General features: G+C 61.5%; 14 protein-coding genes and 1 pseudogene. 4 read left to right on the top strand and 11 right to left on the bottom strand.

The features are described 5' to 3' along the window. The 3 genes from FN835_RS19690 to FN835_RS19680 form a co-directional block, all read left to right on the top strand. The coding region (locus FN835_RS19690; protein ID WP_281285426.1) for a phosphate acyltransferase at positions 1-135 on the top strand (135 nt) is incomplete at its 5' end. Between the two features lie 30 nt (positions 136-165). After that, a complete protein-coding gene (locus FN835_RS19685; RefSeq protein ID WP_142664945.1) occupies positions 166-1,446 on the top strand; it encodes a sulfite oxidase in 1,281 nt (426 codons plus the stop codon). A gap of 12 nt (positions 1,447-1,458) precedes the next feature. Then, entirely contained in the window at positions 1,459-1,866 is a 408-nt protein-coding gene (locus tag FN835_RS19680; protein ID WP_142664944.1) for a cytochrome C-552, read from the top strand. A gap of 394 nt (positions 1,867-2,260) precedes the next feature. On the opposite strand, the pseudogene FN835_RS21920 reads toward FN835_RS19680, so the two are convergent. The 8 genes and pseudogenes from FN835_RS21920 to FN835_RS19635 form a co-directional block, all read right to left on the bottom strand. Next, a pseudogene (locus tag FN835_RS21920) lies at positions 2,261-2,614 on the bottom strand (hypothetical protein); the annotation flags it as partial. Positions 2,615-2,979: 365 nt separating this feature from the next. Continuing rightward, positions 2,980-4,743, bottom strand: a complete 1,764-nt coding sequence (locus FN835_RS19670; protein ID WP_142664943.1) for an SLC13 family permease — start codon at positions 4,741-4,743, stop codon at positions 2,980-2,982. Between the two features lie 218 nt (positions 4,744-4,961). Further along, the gene (gene acnA, locus FN835_RS19665) at positions 4,962-7,514 is read right to left on the bottom strand and encodes an aconitate hydratase AcnA (protein WP_246098823.1); all 2,553 of its coding nucleotides are present in this window, start codon (positions 7,512-7,514) and stop codon (positions 4,962-4,964) included. Positions 7,515-7,607: 93 nt separating this feature from the next. Further along, positions 7,608-8,480: a GntR family transcriptional regulator gene (locus FN835_RS19660; RefSeq protein ID WP_142664941.1), complete on the bottom strand. Its 873-nt coding sequence runs from the start codon at positions 8,478-8,480 to the stop codon at positions 7,608-7,610. A 100-nt stretch (positions 8,481-8,580) separates the two neighbouring features. After that, the gene (locus FN835_RS19655; protein ID WP_142664940.1) at positions 8,581-10,080 is read right to left on the bottom strand and encodes a tripartite tricarboxylate transporter permease; all 1,500 of its coding nucleotides are present in this window, start codon (positions 10,078-10,080) and stop codon (positions 8,581-8,583) included. 10 nt (positions 10,081-10,090) lie between these two features. Further along, positions 10,091-10,561, bottom strand: a complete 471-nt coding sequence (locus FN835_RS19650) for a tripartite tricarboxylate transporter TctB family protein (protein ID WP_142664939.1) — start codon at positions 10,559-10,561, stop codon at positions 10,091-10,093. Positions 10,562-10,608: 47 nt separating this feature from the next. Continuing rightward, positions 10,609-11,583, bottom strand: coding sequence for a Bug family tripartite tricarboxylate transporter substrate binding protein (locus FN835_RS19645; protein WP_142664938.1), 975 nt, complete (start codon positions 11,581-11,583; stop codon positions 10,609-10,611). A gap of 791 nt (positions 11,584-12,374) precedes the next feature. Further along, positions 12,375-13,475, bottom strand: coding sequence for an NADH:flavin oxidoreductase (locus FN835_RS19635; protein WP_142664937.1), 1,101 nt, complete (start codon positions 13,473-13,475; stop codon positions 12,375-12,377). A 102-nt stretch (positions 13,476-13,577) separates the two neighbouring features. Here FN835_RS19635 and FN835_RS19630 point away from each other — a divergent pair, with 102 nt between their 5' ends. Next, positions 13,578-14,468 (top strand): LysR family transcriptional regulator, encoded by an 891-nt coding sequence (locus FN835_RS19630; protein ID WP_142664936.1) that lies wholly within the window; start codon positions 13,578-13,580, stop codon positions 14,466-14,468. A 279-nt stretch (positions 14,469-14,747) separates the two neighbouring features. Here the strand turns inward: FN835_RS19630 and FN835_RS19625 are convergent, their stop codons facing one another. From FN835_RS19625 to FN835_RS19615, 3 genes are all read right to left on the bottom strand, one after another. Continuing rightward, on the bottom strand, positions 14,748-15,341 hold the full coding sequence (locus tag FN835_RS19625; RefSeq protein ID WP_142664935.1) for a hypothetical protein: 594 nt from the start codon (positions 15,339-15,341) through the stop codon (positions 14,748-14,750). A 195-nt stretch (positions 15,342-15,536) separates the two neighbouring features. Continuing rightward, complete coding sequence (locus tag FN835_RS19620; protein WP_142664934.1) at positions 15,537-15,902, bottom strand: DoxX family protein; 366 nt, start codon at positions 15,900-15,902, stop codon at positions 15,537-15,539. A 210-nt stretch (positions 15,903-16,112) separates the two neighbouring features. Continuing rightward, positions 16,113-16,849, bottom strand: a 737-nt coding sequence (locus FN835_RS19615) for a DUF4394 domain-containing protein (RefSeq protein WP_221930493.1), incomplete at its 5' end; no start/stop codon positions are given.

Here is a 16,849-nt window from a genome sequence, read left to right as displayed (position 1 = left end):
CGCCTGGGCGGCCTGACCGCCATCGGCCCCATCCTGCAAGGCCTCGCAAAGCCCGCAAACGACCTCTCCCGCGCATGCTCAACCCAAGACATCGTAAATACAGCAGCTATTACCGTGAATATGTCAGGTATCTGATTTATAATGATATTATCAGGAGGAAGATGAATGACCGACCCGATCCAGGATACTGAAAACCGGCATTCTGACGACATTTCCACCGCCCGCCGCGGCTTTCTGAAGACAAGCGGGTTGACCGCCTTAGGAATTATGCTGGGCACGACGGTTCGGATGGATGGCAATCTGGCGGCGGGGTTCGTGACACAGGCCCACGCTCAGGACAGCGGTTTCGACCTGATGCAGGACAAACAGGGATTGCTTGTGCTGGGCGACCGACCGCTGAACGCGGAAACGCCCGCGCATCTGCTGGATGACGAGATCACGCCCTATGAACGGCTGTTTGTGCGGATGAACGGCCTTGTGCCGCAAACCGCGCTGGATCAGGACGCCGAGGGTTGGACGCTGACCATCGACGGCGAGGTGGAAAACCCGCTTAACCTGACCATCGCTGACCTGAAATCCCAATTCGAGAATGTGACGCGCAGACTGGTCATCGAATGCGGCGGTAATGGGCGGGCGTTCTTTCAGCCGGGCACCTCGGGCAACCAATGGACGATGGGGGCTGTCGGATGCCCGGAATGGACGGGGGTGCGGCTGGCCGATGTGCTGCGCGCCGCAGGGGTCAAACCAAGCGCGGTCTATACCGGGCATTACGGCAATGACGTGCACCTGAGCGGTGACGATCAGAAAGAGGTCATTTCGCGCGGGGTGCCGATCAGGAAGGCGATGGAGGACGATGCGATCATCGCTTGGGCGATGAACGGCGCGCCGCTGTCCGCGTTGCATGGTTTTCCGCTGCGGTTGATCGTTCCGGGCTATCCTGCATCGGTTTCGCAGAAATACCTGAACCGGATATGGTTGCGCGATAAAGAACATGACGGCGCAAAAATGACCGGGGATTCTTATCGCATTCCTGCCTATCCAGTCGCGCCGGGGACCGAGGTCCCGGATGAGGACATGATCATCCTTGAAGCCATGCCGGTCAAATCCCTGATCACCTTTCCACAGACCGGAGCCGAGGTGAAAGCTGGCGACGCGACAGAAATCCGTGGGCATGCATGGTGCGGCAAGGGGGATGTGGCTGCGGTGCATGTTTCGCTGGACTATGGACAATCCTGGCAAAAAGCGGATCTGCAACCGGCGGCCAACCGCTTCGCCTGGCAGCGTTGGCACGCCAAACTGACGATGCCGCAGCATGGCTATTATGAGGTCTGGGTCCGAGCGACGGATCAGGACGGGATCAGCCAGCCGCCGCTTTCGCCTGCATGGAACCCGCGAGGCTATGCCAACAACATCCAGCACCGCATCGCGCTTGCTGCGCTGGCCTGAACGGGGGGTGTCATGATCAATCTTATTCCCCGCCTTGCCTTGCCCTTGATGCTGTTGACCGCAGGTCCGACGCTCGCCCACACCCTGCCTGATCCGATGGAGATTCTATCGGGGCGGCCCGCTGGGGCCGATCCCCACGACCCCATGACCGCGATCGTCGCCAAGGCCGACGCAGGCAAACCACAGGCCGCAGAACAAGAGTTCGACGGGCTGCCAGCGGGTGCAGGTGCCGAGGAAACCTATTACCAATGCGTCGCGTGCCATTCAGTCCAGATCATCCAACAGCAGCGTGTCACAGATCATCGCTGGGATGAGCTTTGGCGCTGGATGGTCGAAGCGCAGGGAATGGCCGAACCGGACCCCGAAACCAAAGAACTGATACTTGCCTATCTCAAGCAAAATTTTTCGTCGCAAAGATAGCTCTGGCGCAGCGTTCTTTGGGGGCGCGGCGGTCAGTGGCGATCACATAGGATTGCCCGACCTATGAGGGCAACGCGCAGCTCCTTAAAACGCAGACTCGGCCATCACCCGATTTGTGTAACACCGCCCATAGCCCTGCGCGGATTTGCGTAGACGGGAAGGAAACTCCTGTGGCAACCAGCAATACCTTTGCGCCATGTTCATTGACATGATCAGGCTTGGTGTTTGTGTCGCATGAGTCTTCGCAAGGTGGGTTACATAAGACGAATTATAAGGTATTATGATACCGCATCAATGAGTCTCGTTTCTGTTCCGCTGCAGCATTCCCCGCTGCGGATCGGTCGTGGTGCGCAGCAACCTTGTGGCTATTGTCTCAGCTCAAGGCCAAGCTGGTCTAACGTGTATCCTTTCTGGGCCGCAACCCGCTCAGCGCATCCATCGCAACCGCACGCCGTGACGGCATTTGCGCACCCTTGCGACGCCTCGCCTTGAGGTCACTGCATTTCACCGTTGGAAGACAGTCTTTTGCGTTTGGACCTCTTGAGACGTTCCCAGTTCTGCCCGAGTGTGCGGATCGATCTGCAAAACTGCGATTGCTTCCGGCGGCTGACTTGAGAAGCCGAGCCTCTGCCGGTCGTTGGGCACGCTCGCGGTGCGGCAAGGTGTGCGCCAGAGGCTGGCTGATACGGGTATAGTGTTCCGCGGACTGCAGAAACGCCTCTGTCGCGACCCGGTCAGTGGCAATACGCGCCTCCTCAGCGAACTACTAATAGCGTTCCGCCAATTGCCGTGCCGTATCGCGGATCTTTCCTTTCGCACTGGTGCTCTCGAGAATCCGGCTGCCCGGATCGCGTGGTTGCTGTGGCGATCAGTATTTGCCACCTCGTTTGTTTCGAGGCGGTTTCATATGTCCGTATGGTAAATGCAGCGCATTGTTCCAGTGCCGCACGGATTTCATGCTGGTTCCGACATATCTGCCTGTAAGGCGGCATGGGTTCGGACTCGCTATTCGGCTGGATCGGGTTCCGCTGACTTGCGCGGCTCGGGTCGCGTCGGACGCCTGCAATGCCGCATTCGGCGGTGCGCGGGCCTTTGCGCCTTCCCAGCCTCGCGCTATGCACCCCAGACGAACAGGATCAGCGGCACGCCGACCAGCAAGACAAGCAGCGATAGCGGCGCGCCCAAGCGGGCGTAGTCACCGAAGCGATAGCCCCCCGGCCCCATCACCAGCGTGTTGCACTGATGCCCGATGGGTGTGAGGAAGTCGCACCCCGCGCCAACAGCCACCGCCATCAGGAAGGCATCGGGCTTAAAGCCCAGCTGTCCGGCAAAAGTCGCGGCGATGGGGGCCATGACCAGCACGGTCGCTGCATTGTTCAGAAACGGCGTCACGGCCATCGCAGCGATCATGATGACCGCAAGCGCGGCCCATGCCGGCAGGCCGGTTGCTGCGTTCGAAAGCCATGCCCCGATCAGGTCGGTGCCGCCGGTGGTCTGCAACGCCTCGCTGACCGGGATCAGCGCGCCCAGCATCACAAGGATCGGCCATTCCACGCTTTCATAGGCGTCACGTGGACTGATTGCTCCGGTGGCCATCATCATCACCGCCGCGCCAAAAAATGCGACAGCGACCGGCACGATGCTGGCCGCAGTCATCCCCATGGCGATGACAAGGATCGCCAGCGGCAGAATTTCCCGGCGGACGCTGCCCAGCCGGATGCTGCGCTCGGCCAGCGGCAACAGGCCCAACGTCTCCATCACCTCTGGCAAGGCTGCCGTCTGGCCTTGCACGAGCAGCACATCGCCCGCGGCCAGTGTGGTCGCGCCCAAGCGTTCGCTCATCCGGTGGCCGGACCGCGATATGGCGATCAGGTTGATGCCATGGCGGTCGTAAAGTCCGATCTGCTCCGCGCTGCGCCCGACCAGGATCGAAGGCGGCAGCACGACGGTTTCGATGATGCCCGATGCCTCGGGCTTGGCGTCTTCGTTCTGGCGCGTCAGCTGCAATCCGGCAGCGCTGACGGCACGGTCCAGCGCGTCGGGTTCACCGCGCAGCAGCAGTGTGTCGCCCGCCATAAGGACGGTTTCGGGTAGAGTCGCGTTACGGCGCTTGTCGTCGCGAACCAGCCCGGTGACCACCAGCCCGCCATCCACGATCCCCAGCAGGTCCGAAATCGTCCGCCCCTCGACCTTGGACTTTTCCGGCACCGTCGCTTCGGTGTTGTAGTCGCTGATCCCCACCGCCTCGTCCAGCGTCGGCGCGGCGCGGCGCTCTGCCGGGATCAAGCGATAGGCAAAGCGCAAGAACACCATCCCCATCAGCGACAGCCCAAGACCCACGGGCGCATAGTCGAACATGCGAAACGGCTCGCCGGTGATTTCTTCGCGCACGCGTGACACGATGATATTGGGCGAGGTACCGACCAGCGTGATCAGCCCCCCAAGAAGCGAGCCGAAGGCCATCGGCATCAGAAAGACCGATGGCGATGCTCCAGAACCCTTGGCCATGCGAAACGCCGCAGGCATCAGCATGGCCAGCGCGCCGATGTTCTTGACCAAGGCCGACAGCACGGTGACCGAGCCGACAAGAACGGTCAGCTGCCAGCGCACTCGGGTGACGCGCCGGGCGACCCAGCGGATCGCGGTCTCGATCATGCCAGAGCGCGCGATGGTCGCGCTGACGACCAGCGCGCTGCCAACGATAATGACGATATCGTCGCTGAAGCCCTTGAACGCCTCGTCAGGCGCGACCGTCCCCGCCACCAGCGAGGCCAGAAGCGCCAGCATTGCCACCAGATCGTAACGCAGCTTGCCCCAGATAAAGAGCAGCATCATCGCACCCAGGATGGAAAACGAAAGAACCTGGGCCTGTGTCATGCGTGCTCTCCGACGGTTACGCGGAACGGCACGGAATGGCGGAAAGTTCCCCTAAGCGGATTTGTCTATCGTTTGGTTGCGTCCTGCGTTGTTCAGGGCGGGCAATATCCTGACGTGTCAAAAAAGCTTGACCGCGCGCGGGTCGGTCGCGCGTACCGCCGACGAAGGCAAGACCGTGCTGCTGATTGAAAAACGCGGGAACCGCACTTGTTGCTATGTCAGCAAACTGCTGACCTGTGCTGCTCATATGCGTTAACGGCATTTTCCAAAATTAACGGCATCAGGCCACCCTTACTCAGTGTGTTGACCTCAAGACTCGTTTCGATGGCAAGCGTCCCAGAAAATCGCTCAGCAGTGTTGTCTGCGCGGATGACCTGAAATTCAATCGCGCCTCGCGGTGCAAGATCGGCCGGATTAAGCGAGAGTTCGATCGTGTCCCCCATGCCAAGCTTCAACGTCTGGGGCGTAACGCCTTGGGGCAAGCGGATCGGCACAACGCCCATGCCGATCAGGTTCGCGCGGTGGATGCGTTCGAAGCTGGTGGCCAGCACCGCCCGCGTCCCCAGCAAGGCCGCGCCCTTGGCTGCCCAGTCGCGCGACGATCCCATGCCGTAACGCTCACCCGCGACGATCACCACGGGAACCTGCTGTTCGCGATAGAATTCCGCAGCGCGCCATAGCGGCAGCACTTGCCCATCCGGCAGAACGGTGCTGCCCGGTGGGATGGCCTCGCCCAGCAGGTTGCGCACGGATTTGTTGGTGAACAGGCCGCGCAGCATCGCCTCCCAGTTCCCGCGACGCGAGGAAAACACGTTCAGATCATCCGCGCTTTCGCCCCGTGCGGTCAGGTAATCCCCCGCCTCGCTGCGGGCCGAGATGGCCCCGGCGGGCGAGATGTGGTCGGTCGTGATATCGTCGCCCAGCACCAGAATCGCCGTCGCGCTGATCCGGGTCGGACGCGCGCGGGGAAAATCGGCGAAAGGCGGGCGGCGGATATAGGTCGAGGCCGCGTCCCATGGGAAAAGCGCCGTATCGGGGGCCTTCAGGTCGCGCCACAACTCGCTTGCCTCGGCCTGATCATAGGCGACCGCATAGTCCCCTGCATCGGTGGCAAGGGCCAGTGCCGCGTCGATCTCGGCGCCGGTGGGCCAAAGGTCGGACAGGCGGACGCCCGGCGCGATGTCATCATGCAGGATGTCGCGTTCCACATCGCCCGCCAGGGCGAATGCCACGACAAGCGGCGGCGAGGCCAGAAAGCCAGCCTCAAGCTGCGGATGGACGCGACCGGGGAAATTGCGATTGCCCGACAGGACCGCGACTTGCAGGCGGCCCGCCGCCTGCGCCTGCACCGCAGTTTCCGGCAACGGGCCGGAATTGCCGATGCAGGTCGTGCAGCCATAACCAACGATGCCAAAGCCCACCGCCTCAAGGTCCGCCAGCAGACCGGCGCGTTCCAGATAGCGCTGCGCCGTCGGCGATCCCGGCGCCATCGAGGTTTTCACATAGGCCGGCGGTTTCAGCCCCAGCGCCCGCGCCTTGCGTGCAACCAACCCCGCCGCGACCAGTAGGCGCGGGTCCGAGGTGTTGGTGCAACTGGTGATCGCCGCGATTGCCACCGCGCCGTCCGGTGCCTGCCCCTCGGGTGTGGGCACGGGCGCACCGCGCATCGCATGGGTCGCGGCGGCGGTGGCCGAGGCGGTGATGCGGTCCTGTGGACGCCGGGGGCCGGCGACGCTGACCTCGACCTGCGACAGGTCCAGATCGACGGTATTGGTAAAGACCGGGTTCTGGTCCGGGTCGAACCACAGGCCCTGGCGGCGGCAATACGCCTCGACCATGGCGCAATGGCTGGCGGACCGGCCGGTTTGCCGCAGATAGGTGACGCTGGCGGCATCGACCGGGAAATAGCCCGAATTCGCGCCGAATTCCGGCGTCATATTGGCCACGACCGCCCGGTCGCCCGCCGAAAGCGTCGAGACGCCGGGACCGAAGAATTCCACGAACCGATCGGCAAGATCGACGCGGCGCAGATGTTCCGTCACGGTCAGCGCCAGATCGGTCGCCGTCACACCGTCGCGCAACCGGCCTGTCAGCCGCACCCCCACCACATCGGGCACGCGCAGCATGACGGGCATGCCGAAGAACACGCTTTCCGCCTCGATCCCGCCAACGCCCCAGGCCAGAACGCCGATGCCGTTGATCATCGGCGTGTGGCTGTCGGTGCCGATCAGCGTATCGGGGATCAGCCAGCCGTCACGCTCGGTCACGATGGTCGCCAGCCGTTCCAGGTTCAGCGTATGCATGATGCCGGTGCCGGGCGGATGGACACGGAAATTCGACAGGCTGTTCGTGGCCCATTTCATGAACTCATACCGCTCGGCGTTGCGACGGTATTCGTTGGCGATGTTGCGCTGCATCGCGCCGGGAACGGCATAGGCATCGACCGCCAGCGAATGGTCGGTTGAAACATCGACCTGCAATACCGGGTTCAGCAGTGCCGGGTCATGCCCTGCCTCGGCCAAGGCCGATCGCATGGCGGCGATGTCAACCAGCGCGGGGCCGCAGGTGGTGTCATGCATCAGCACGCGGCTGGGCAGGAAGGCGATTTCCCGTTCGCTGCCCCCACTTGCAAGCCAGTCGAGGATTGCCGCCCGCGACGTCATGGCATCGTCCGCCGAGGTGCGCAGAACATTCTCAAGCAAAAGCCGGTGGATATGCGGAAGCCGGGCCAGATCATCGCCAGCGGATGCTGGCAGATCGATGAACTTCATTTCACGACCATCAATGCGAATCGTGCTGACAGGCTGCATAGCGTCCTCCAAGTAGCTGAAGGACGAATAGCATTATTTAATTATGAAATGCAATTAAGCAATCAGCGCGGCCTTGATCCGGCAAGCTTCGCGGATGTGGCGGTATAGAAATGTCGAAGCCGCTTGCATATCGCGCTGTTCGATCAGTTCAAGTATCTGAAGATGCTCGCGACATTGTTGCGGCATACGGGATCGGTCGCTTGCTATGCTGTATTCCATCAGGCGCCGAACACGGTTTACGCGTCGCACGGCATCAAGGAAGAAGTCGTTGTTTGCGCAGGTCATCAGCATCTCGTGGAACTCGACATTCGTGCCGAAGATCTTTTTCCGGTTCTCACTTTCATAGCTTGCAAGCAGTTCCTGCTGGTGGCGCCGGGCATCTGTGAAAGCGGCTTCGTCGATCTGGAAACTTGGCAACAGCAGAGCCTGCATCTCAATCGATGCGCGGAACTGGTAGGCGTCGAAGTATGCCTTGCGCGAGGTCAGAATCTCGCGGAACTCCCAGCCGTTGCCGGGCAGCCGTTCTACCCAGCCTTCGTCCGAAATCTGGTGCAGCACCCGCAAAAGCCGCCCGCGGGTAATCCCATAAAGCCGCATCAGCTCGTTTTCGCTTAGCCGATCGTGCAGTCGTCCAGCCAAACGATCGGATGCAATCGCAAAATATACCTCGTCATCCTTGGCCGCGTCGTTGTCCATCTCGGGGATTTCATCGGCGTTGCAGGTCAGGAAGTAGCCGCGATTGGGCGCGGATTCGACGATGCCCATCTCTTCCAATTTCTTGAGCGCACTGACGATCGGCTGGCGCGAGACCCGGAAGTTATCGGCCAGCAACTGCGCTGGCAGATGTTGCCCCGCCAGCATGTTCTGAGAACGCGCGTGCTCGACAATCTGGGCCATGATCTGAGGCGATAGGCTGACGCGCGCCATAACTGCTCCTTTGTGACATACACAATATCTAGTTTGGCCGGATAACGCACAAGGGGGCGCAACCCGAATGGATCACGCCCCCCGTCGAACTTTTGTCCGCTTAGTCTTCGTCTTGCCGGAACTTCGACAGGCCACGGAAGAAGAAGGGCGCGAGCAGCGCGATCGATGCAATCGCGATCATGATGGCCGAGCCCGGATGCTGCAGCAGGATCATCGGATCGCCCAGGCTCATCTGAAGTGCGCGGCGCAGCTGGCTGTCCGCCATCGGCCCCAAGATCAGCCCGACGACAACCGGAGCAATGGGATAGTCGTATCGCCGCATCACGAAGCCCAGAAAGCCGAAGCCTACAAGCATCATCAACTCGATCACCGAAGGGTTCGCGGCGATCGTGCCCATGCAGGCGAAAACCAGGATTCCTGCGTAGAGCCACGGTAGCGGGATCTTCAGCAAACGCACCCAAAGTCCAACTAGCGGCAGATTCAATACCAGCAACATGACATTGGCAATGAACAGCGACGCCACAAGACCCCACACCAAGGCAGGATGCTGCACGAAAAGCAGCGGGCCTGGTTGCAGGTTATATTGCTGGAAACCCGCAAGCATCACCGCCGCCGTGGCGGATGTTGGCAGGCCCAAGGTAAGCAGCGGAACCAGTGTCCCAGCGGCAGACGCGTTGTTCGCGGCCTCGGGTCCGGCGACGCCTTCGATTGCGCCTTTGCCGAATTCCTCGGGCTTCGACGACAGCTTGCGCTCCATCGTATAGCTCATGAAGGTCGGGATCTCGGCGCCACCGGCCGGCAGGGCGCCGATGGGAAAGCCTACGGCGGTTCCGCGCAGCCACGGTTTCCAAGACCGCTTCCAATCCTCGCGCGACATCCAGATCGAACCTTTGATCGCCATGGGTTTTTCATCGTTGAAAAGATGGCGCGAGGCAACGAACAGCGCTTCCCCGATGGCGAACAGGCCGACGGCAAGCGTGGTGACCTCGATGCCGTCCAGCAGGTTGGGCACGCCGAAGGACAGGCGCGTCTGCCCCGTCAACTGGTCGATGCCGATCAGGCCAAGCCATAGCCCGATGCCAAGGCTGGTCAAACCGCGCAACGGCGATGATCCGAATGTGGCAGACACGGTGACGAATGCGATCAGCATAAGGCCGAAATAATCCCAGGGCCCGAATTTGACGGCAACCTTCACCAGAAGCGGCGCGAAAAACGCAAGTCCTGCGGTCGCGATCAGTGCCGCGACGAAGGATCCTATGGCCGCCGTCGCCAATGCAGGCCCGCCGCGCCCGCGACGTGCCATCTGGTTGCCTTCCAGCGCGGTCACAACGGAGGCGCTTTCCCCCGGCGTATTCAGCAGGATCGCCGTTGTCGAGCCGCCATACATGCCGCCGTAATAGATGCCCGCGAACATGATCAAAGAACCGCCAGGGTCCAGCTTGAACGTGACCGGTAAAAGCAAAGCGACCGTAAGCGCAGGCCCGATGCCGGGCAGGACGCCGACTGCGGTGCCAAGAATGACGCCGACCGCTGCGAACATAAGATTGGCGGGATCCAGCGCCGTGCCGAACCCTTGCATCAGATAGATCAGAGATTCCATTGCGAGCCCCTCAGAACAGTCGCTCGAACGGACCCATGGGCAAGCCAAGGGTCAGAACCTTGTTGAACAGAAGGAAAATTCCGGTCGCAATCACAAATCCCAAAACGATGTCGGCAAGCAGCGCCTTGCGACCAAAGGCCCGTGCAGTGAAGCAGAACAGAAGCGTCGACCCCAAGACGAAGCCCAGATCGAACCACAACGCTGCGATCAGGCTAAGCAAGCCAAGGCTGACCCATAACACGGCCTTCCAATCCGAAGGCTCTGGGTCGGTCTGTCTACGGAATGCCGAGATCAAATGACCCAGCCCAAGCAGGCCAAGGAAGATCGATATGAAATACGACGCCGCATCAGCTCCCATGCCGTAGCTTGCGCGAATTTTCATGTTCGCCGCGTCGTGCCAGGTGATCGCGGCAATGGCGAAAAGCCCGATGCCGATGACGAGCGTTGGCCTATGTAGGCGGCTGGCTGTCGGTGTGGACACGTTTTACCCCTTTTTGAGGTGCGAGGGCGCTGCCGCCCCCGCAACAGTCATTGCGCTAGACCGATGGACGAAAGGATGGCGTGAACGCGGTCGGTTTCCGTAGCGATGAACGTCGCGAACTCGTCGGACGATGCGTAATAATCGGCCCATCCGCGCGCCTTTATAAGCTCCTGCCATTCGGGCGACTTGACGGTTTTTTCGACAGCGGCCGAAAGCGTAGCCTTGTCGGCATCGCTTATGCCGGGACCAGCGAAGATGCCGCGCCAGTTGACCAGCTCGATGTCATAGCCTTGCTCTTTCAAAGGCTTGGCTTCGATACCTTCGATTGGTTCGGGGTAGGAGATTGCCAGCGCGCGGAGGTCGCCGGACTCGATCTGGCCCTGCCATTCGCCGTAACCGGAAACGCCCGCCGTGACCTGACCACCCAGCATCGCGGCCAAGGACTCGCCGCCGCCCGAATAGGCGACATAGTTGACCTTGGCGGGGTCTTCGCCTGCAGCCTGGGTCACCAGTGCCGCCAGGATATGGTCGGCCCCGCCAGCAGAGCCACCCGCCCAGATCGTCCGGCCCACGTCCTTCTTGATGCCTTCGATCAGGTCCGCCATCGTCTTGTAGGGCGAGGATGACGGAACCACGATGACCAGCGGATCGCCCGTCAGCCGGGCTATCGGTGTGACCTTCGTCAGATCGTAAGGTGCGTCGTTTGTGATGATCGCGCCGACCATGGTGATCCCGCCGACCAGCATCTGGTTCGGGCTGCCCTCGGCGCTTTGAACGAACTGGGCCAAGCCCACCGTTCCGCCCGCGCCCGGAACGTTGATGACCTGAACGCTGCGTGCGGCCCCTGTCGACATCATCACGTCCTGCAACGAACGCGCAGCCGAATCCCAGCCACCGCCCGCGCCGGCAGGAGCGGTGATGGTCAGCTCAAGGTCCTGCGCCTGCGCAGGCAAGGCGGCAGGAAGCACTGCGACAGCGGCCGTCAGCCAAGCTGCAACAAGCTTGGAGTGTAAATATGTCATGAATTCCTCCCATGAGTCGGACTAAGCGACCTTCTGCACTTATGCACAATGGAACAATAAAATGCAATCTAGTTTTCCGTTCGCACCGACGCCAGCGGTGCGAGGGTGTTCATCCTGGATCTTCTTCGTTCAATTCTCAGACCAAGGATTTCATTCCTGATATTTTGTCAGGACAGGCTTGGGATGGATTGATCCGGGTTCGTCGCGGAATGTCCGGCAACAAGCGTGATCGCGCCTTGTTCGATATGGCCATCGACAGCAAACATCAGGGGATGTGATCCTGTTTGTCTGAAGGTCCGAGAGGTCTTTGTCGCCGGCAGAGCAAAAGATCGTGCGTCGGTGACGCAGAGCAAGACCGGAAAACCCGTCCGCTTCGAGATCACCGAGACCTCATGACAGTTGCTTGAGCGTTGGATCGCCGACCCCGAGATGATCGGCAGTAAATGTCTATGGCCGAGCCGCCTTCATGCCAGCGAGCACCTTTCGAACCGCCAGTATGCCCGCATCCTTCGGGATGCAGCCATTCGATGCGAACGAAAGTCGCCCGGCTCTACAAGAATACAGGAAACCTGAGCGCCGTTCAGCTTTTGTCAGGTGGGCTTGTCCCGAACCCGAACCTCATCGACATGGTTCGCCTTCTGAAAGATCGCGATGATGCCTTTCGGGTAGCGCCCGGAACTGCGCTGAAGAATGAGCGGAGCCGTCATTCATTGTTATCGTCATGATAGCCGTCGCTTTCCAAGCGGGCGCGGGGGGTGTTACCCGCGCAGCTTGCGCGGGCAAGTTCTGTGTCAAAGCGCCAGCTCGCTGTCCTTGATGTCGGCGATGGGGCCGAGGATCGCGGGATCGAATTCGCGCAGCTCGCTTGCCTCGGCGAGACGGATCGGCAGGTCAGGATTCGCCAGCGCGCCGCGCCCAATGGTCACGATGTCCGCGCCGTCCGCGATCACCGCCTCTGCCTTTTCCGTGTCATGCAGGCTGCCATTGGCAATGATCAGCGCGTTGGGCGCGTATGTCTTCGCCAGATGCACCAGGGTCGGAGTGCCCTCGCCAAAGGCGGGCTGCCATGCTTCGAACTCGGTGACGTGGATGAAGTCCACCCCCGCCTCGGCCAGCGCGCCGAAGATGATCGCGGCATCGGCTTCGCCATTCGCCCATTTGTGATGATAGTCGTTGACCTTCGCCTGCGAAATGCGGATGCCGACAGGAACGCCTGAACCGACGCGGGCGCGGGCGGCCTTCACGACCTCCACCGCCAGACGGATGCGGTTTTCCGTGCTGCCGCCATACTGGTCGGTGCGGGTGTTGGTATAGTTGGTCAGGAACTGGTCCAGCAGGTAGCCGTTCGCGCCGTGGATCTCGATCCCGTCGAAGCCTGCGATCTCCACCGCGCGGGCGGCGGAGTCGGCAAAGCCCTTGATGACTTCGGCGATCTGCGCCTCGGTGATTTCGGTCGGCATCGCATAGCCGTCTTTGCCGTAATAGAACGCCATCTGCTGCCCTTTGGGCAGGATCGCGGACGGCGCAACGGTGGTGTCGCGGAAGCGGTTGCCTTGCGAGATGCCGCCTGCATGCATGATCTGCGCGATAGCCAGCGATCCGTGCGACTGGATGCCCTTGACCAGCGGCTGCCACGAGCGCGCCTGCGCCTCATCCGTGATGCCGGGCTGGAAGACGTATCCCTGCGAATGGGCCTGATCGGTGTAGATGCCTTCTGTGACGACCAGACCGAAGCCGCCGCGTGCGAAACGTTCATAATAGCGGGTCATCGTCTCGGTCGCGCGGCCGTCCTCGGTCGCGGTTACGCGGGTCATCGGGGCAACCCCGAAGCGGTTCTTGGTCGCAAGGTTGCCGCTGCGCGTGGCTTCGAGCAGCTTCTGTCTGGCGGTCATTGGGTAATCCTCGATTGGGTCACGCCAAGGGATTTAGCCGGTGGAGCAACCCGCCAGAAGTGAGGCTGGACGCTAAGCTGAATAACCTCTAGCGTTACAATCATGGATATCGCCAACGTTTCCCTGTTCAAGAAAATCGCGACGCTTGGCACGCTGTCGGCGGCGGCGCGGCAGCTTGGCCTGCCCGCGATGACGGTCAGCCGACGCCTTGCCAGTCTTGAGGATGAACTGGGCGTGCGGCTGTTCCACCGCACCACGCGGTCCGTCTCTCTGACCCCCGAGGGCGAAGCGTTCCTGCCCTATGCCACGACGCTGCTGGAAACACATGACGCCGCCCTTGCCGCGATGGTGACGGGGGAAAGCGGGCTGCGCGGGGTGCTGAAGGTGACGGCGCCGAACCTGATCGGACGCTCGTTGATCGTTCCGGCGCTGACGCGGCTGATGGCGGACAACCCCTTACTGAAGGTGGATCTGACGCTGACGGACGGGATCGTGGATATCGTCGGCTCGGGTCTGGACATTGCGATCCGCGTCTCGCCGCTTGAATCCACGGAGCTCGTGGCGACGCAGCTTGCGCCGAACCCGCGCATCCTTTGCGCCGCACCAAACTATATCCGGCGGTTCGGCAAGCCCGCGACGACGGCGGATCTGGTCGCCCACCCCTGCCTGACCCTGCACGGCATGTCCGCTTGGCCGCTGGAGATAGGGGGCGAAACCCGGATGGTTCGCGTAACGGGACCGTTCGCGACCAGCAGCGTCGAGGCGGTGCGCGCGGCCTGCATCGAAGGCGCGGGGATCGGCATGATGACCTATTGGGATGTCTGGCAATGTCTGGAGGATGGAAGTCTGGAAAGGATCGAGTTGTCCGATGCCAACCCTGGCGGACTTGGCATCTGGGCCGTTTACCCCACGCGCCAACAGCTTCCCAAACGCATCCGTGCGCTGATGGATCAGCTTCGGGCACAGCTTGCGGCCAGCCAGGACCACGGCTGACGAATTATCACGAAAAACGATAGACAGAGTGATGCCGGTCGTTTTTTGGATGTCGAGCGGACACGGCTGCGGTCATCAACTGCGCTCTCGAAGGTGAAGGGTTTCCCTGCCTGTGCTGAATGGCAGGAATGTCCCAACCCGAGACATCAAAGCGGGCCTTTCGCTGCGCGTCCGACGAATGACCGCTTCGGGTAAGCCGCAGGGCAGCAGATCTGTCGGCTTGACCGTCGGCAATGGGCCGGCGCCTGCTAGTGACGTTTCGCTTCTCCAGCTTCGCGTCTACGCCACCGGCCTGCGAAAATCCTGCCGCAACTTTGACCATGCCAGAACGTCTTCGTTCAGCAGAATGCGCAGATTGCGACGGCCTTCCATGGACAGGTTCTTTGGAAACAGTTCTTTGGCGTCGCTATAGCCTGCCGTGAAATCGCTCTTGTCATGGAAGACTTTGACCGGCATTCCGTGCAGCGCGGGATTCGCCGACCAAACAAAGTTCTGGATATCTGTCGCGAAATTTTCTGTTTCGACAAGGAATGTCCGGTCCTTTGGCAGCAATGGGATCAGGTCCAGCGGCGTATACCATGCAGGGCCCTTGCCCATGTGCCCGAAGCGCGAGAAATGCAGCGCGCGCTGCGCTTTCTGCGGGTCTGCATAGGACAAAGCACGGGCCAGCGCGTCGATCGTTGGAAATTCCTCAAACCACTGCTTAACCTTCGCCACTGCATTCGGGCGGCTTAGGTAAACGTTGTGCTTGTCCCAATTGAAAGATGAAACGAAGCGGGCAATAGGATCACGCGTCGAAATCAGATAGATGAAATCGCCGGGATCTTTAACGACCGCATCGCGGATCAACCGGTTCGCTTCCCTGACGTGCATTTTTTGCCCATGGGCGCGGCGGGCGGGGTGGCAAACCGGTGCGCCTTCTGCTGCGCTTTGCGGGCGTCATCCTCGCGCTTCATTTGGAGGCCAATAGGGACGGATTCTCTAAGGAGGCAAACTAAAGGCAGGCCATTGTCGTTGGCTGCCTATGGCCGAACCTGCGACAGCAAAGGCACGGCCATCACCGCGCAGCTAGCGGCGCCAGACCCATCGTCCCGGCCCTTGCGCGGCAAGGATCAGCAGCCCCCCGGCGATGGCCCAGTTCTTGACAAAGATCGTCACCTGCCAGGGATCGGCACGCAGCTGCCAGTGGAAATAGCTGGTCACCACGCAATACAGCGCAAGCAGGATCGCGAAAACCCGGACGCGCGGGCCAAGGACCAGCGCAAGACCCGCGACCAGATTCGCCGCTGCCAAAGGCCAGACCCACCAAGCCGCCAGCCCGACCGAGATCAGCATCGTCTGAACCGGCACGGGGTCGGTCATCTTCTGCGCCGCGCCCCCGATGAACAGAAGCGCGACCAGCACCCGGCCGATCAGGTTCATAATATCGTTCATGACACCCCCGCTTTGCGCCGCTTGCCCGCAATTCCCCCCCGACCAACCGGTTTCTGGCCATAGGTCAATGCAACGGCATCCGGCAAGCCGTTACAACCTGTGATCCCGCTTTTCCGGTCGCACCGCCCACAGGCAAGCATGAAACCATGCGATCCGGAAAGCCAGGCCCCCGGATCGCACACTCGTTAAGTCAACAAATCGCCGCCAAGACTACATCGCAGGGAGTATGGCAATATCGCGCACGTTCGCGCCGTCGATCCTGCCGGCCTCGGTGGTCGCACCGGTTTCCAGATTGACCGAATGGAAGCCGCCATCGACGACCAGCCATGCCTCATTGCCGCCCTTACCGTCGGAGGCGATGTCGAACCCGGCCTCGGTCGGCTTCACGCCGATGTCGCCCACCGGGTTCAGCTTGCCGTCATTCGGCGGGTCTTGCAGAACCAGCCAGCCCGCTGCGCCGTCAATGTTGAAAAGCTGCGTCTTCTCGGTGCCCTTGTGGGAATTGGTATAGGCACCCGCGATCACGTTCGGCGTCGTGCCGTCGGCATAGGCGTGGCTGCCATCGGTGACCACCTCGCCTGTATCGACGGTCACGCGCAGGCTGGTGCCGTCGCTGCCCATGACGCGCAGCTTGTCGGCAGCCGGGTTGAAATCGACCGTCGCCGAAACGCCGTCAGCCAGCTTGGTGGCCAAGGTGCTGACCTTGGTCGCCGCACCGGTCTGGGGGTCGATCGTGGCCAGCGTTCCATCCGTGAAGACCCCGTAAAGCTTGCCATCCGCCGGGCGCACGTCGATCCCCAGCAGACGCCCTTCGACGCCCGATACGGTGACGCCGCCGGTGCGGGTCCAGCTTTCCGTGTCCAGCCAGTGCAATTCGTTGTCGCCCGACAAGCCCACGACAGTCGCCGCCATTGCGGGCGCGGCAAAAGCCGACAGCAGCAGCGCGG

It is taken from the genome of Paracoccus laeviglucosivorans, assembly GCF_900182695.1.
Classification (GTDB): Bacteria; Pseudomonadota; Alphaproteobacteria; order Rhodobacterales; family Rhodobacteraceae; genus Paracoccus; species Paracoccus laeviglucosivorans.
Note: the sequence above shows the minus strand (reverse complement) of the source record. Positions and strands in the feature narration are given on the sequence as shown.

Coding starts and splice junctions, on each gene's coding strand:
- FN835_RS19685 (WP_142664945.1), top strand. CDS start 166: ATGACCGACCCGATCCAGGATACTGAAAACCGGCATTCTGACGACATT.
- FN835_RS19680 (WP_142664944.1), top strand. CDS start 1,459: ATGATCAATCTTATTCCCCGCCTTGCCTTGCCCTTGATGCTGTTGACC.
- FN835_RS19670 (WP_142664943.1), bottom strand. CDS start 4,743: ATGACACAGGCCCAGGTTCTTTCGTTTTCCATCCTGGGTGCGATGATG.
- acnA (WP_246098823.1), bottom strand. CDS start 7,514: ATGAAGTTCATCGATCTGCCAGCATCCGCTGGCGATGATCTGGCCCGG.
- FN835_RS19660 (WP_142664941.1), bottom strand. CDS start 8,480: ATGGCGCGCGTCAGCCTATCGCCTCAGATCATGGCCCAGATTGTCGAG.
- FN835_RS19655 (WP_142664940.1), bottom strand. CDS start 10,080: ATGGAATCTCTGATCTATCTGATGCAAGGGTTCGGCACGGCGCTGGAT.
- FN835_RS19645 (WP_142664938.1), bottom strand. CDS start 11,583: ATGACATATTTACACTCCAAGCTTGTTGCAGCTTGGCTGACGGCCGCT.
- FN835_RS19635 (WP_142664937.1), bottom strand. CDS start 13,475: ATGACCGCCAGACAGAAGCTGCTCGAAGCCACGCGCAGCGGCAACCTT.
- FN835_RS19630 (WP_142664936.1), top strand. CDS start 13,578: ATGGATATCGCCAACGTTTCCCTGTTCAAGAAAATCGCGACGCTTGGC.
- FN835_RS19625 (WP_142664935.1), bottom strand. CDS start 15,341: ATGCACGTCAGGGAAGCGAACCGGTTGATCCGCGATGCGGTCGTTAAA.
- FN835_RS19620 (WP_142664934.1), bottom strand. CDS start 15,902: ATGAACGATATTATGAACCTGATCGGCCGGGTGCTGGTCGCGCTTCTG.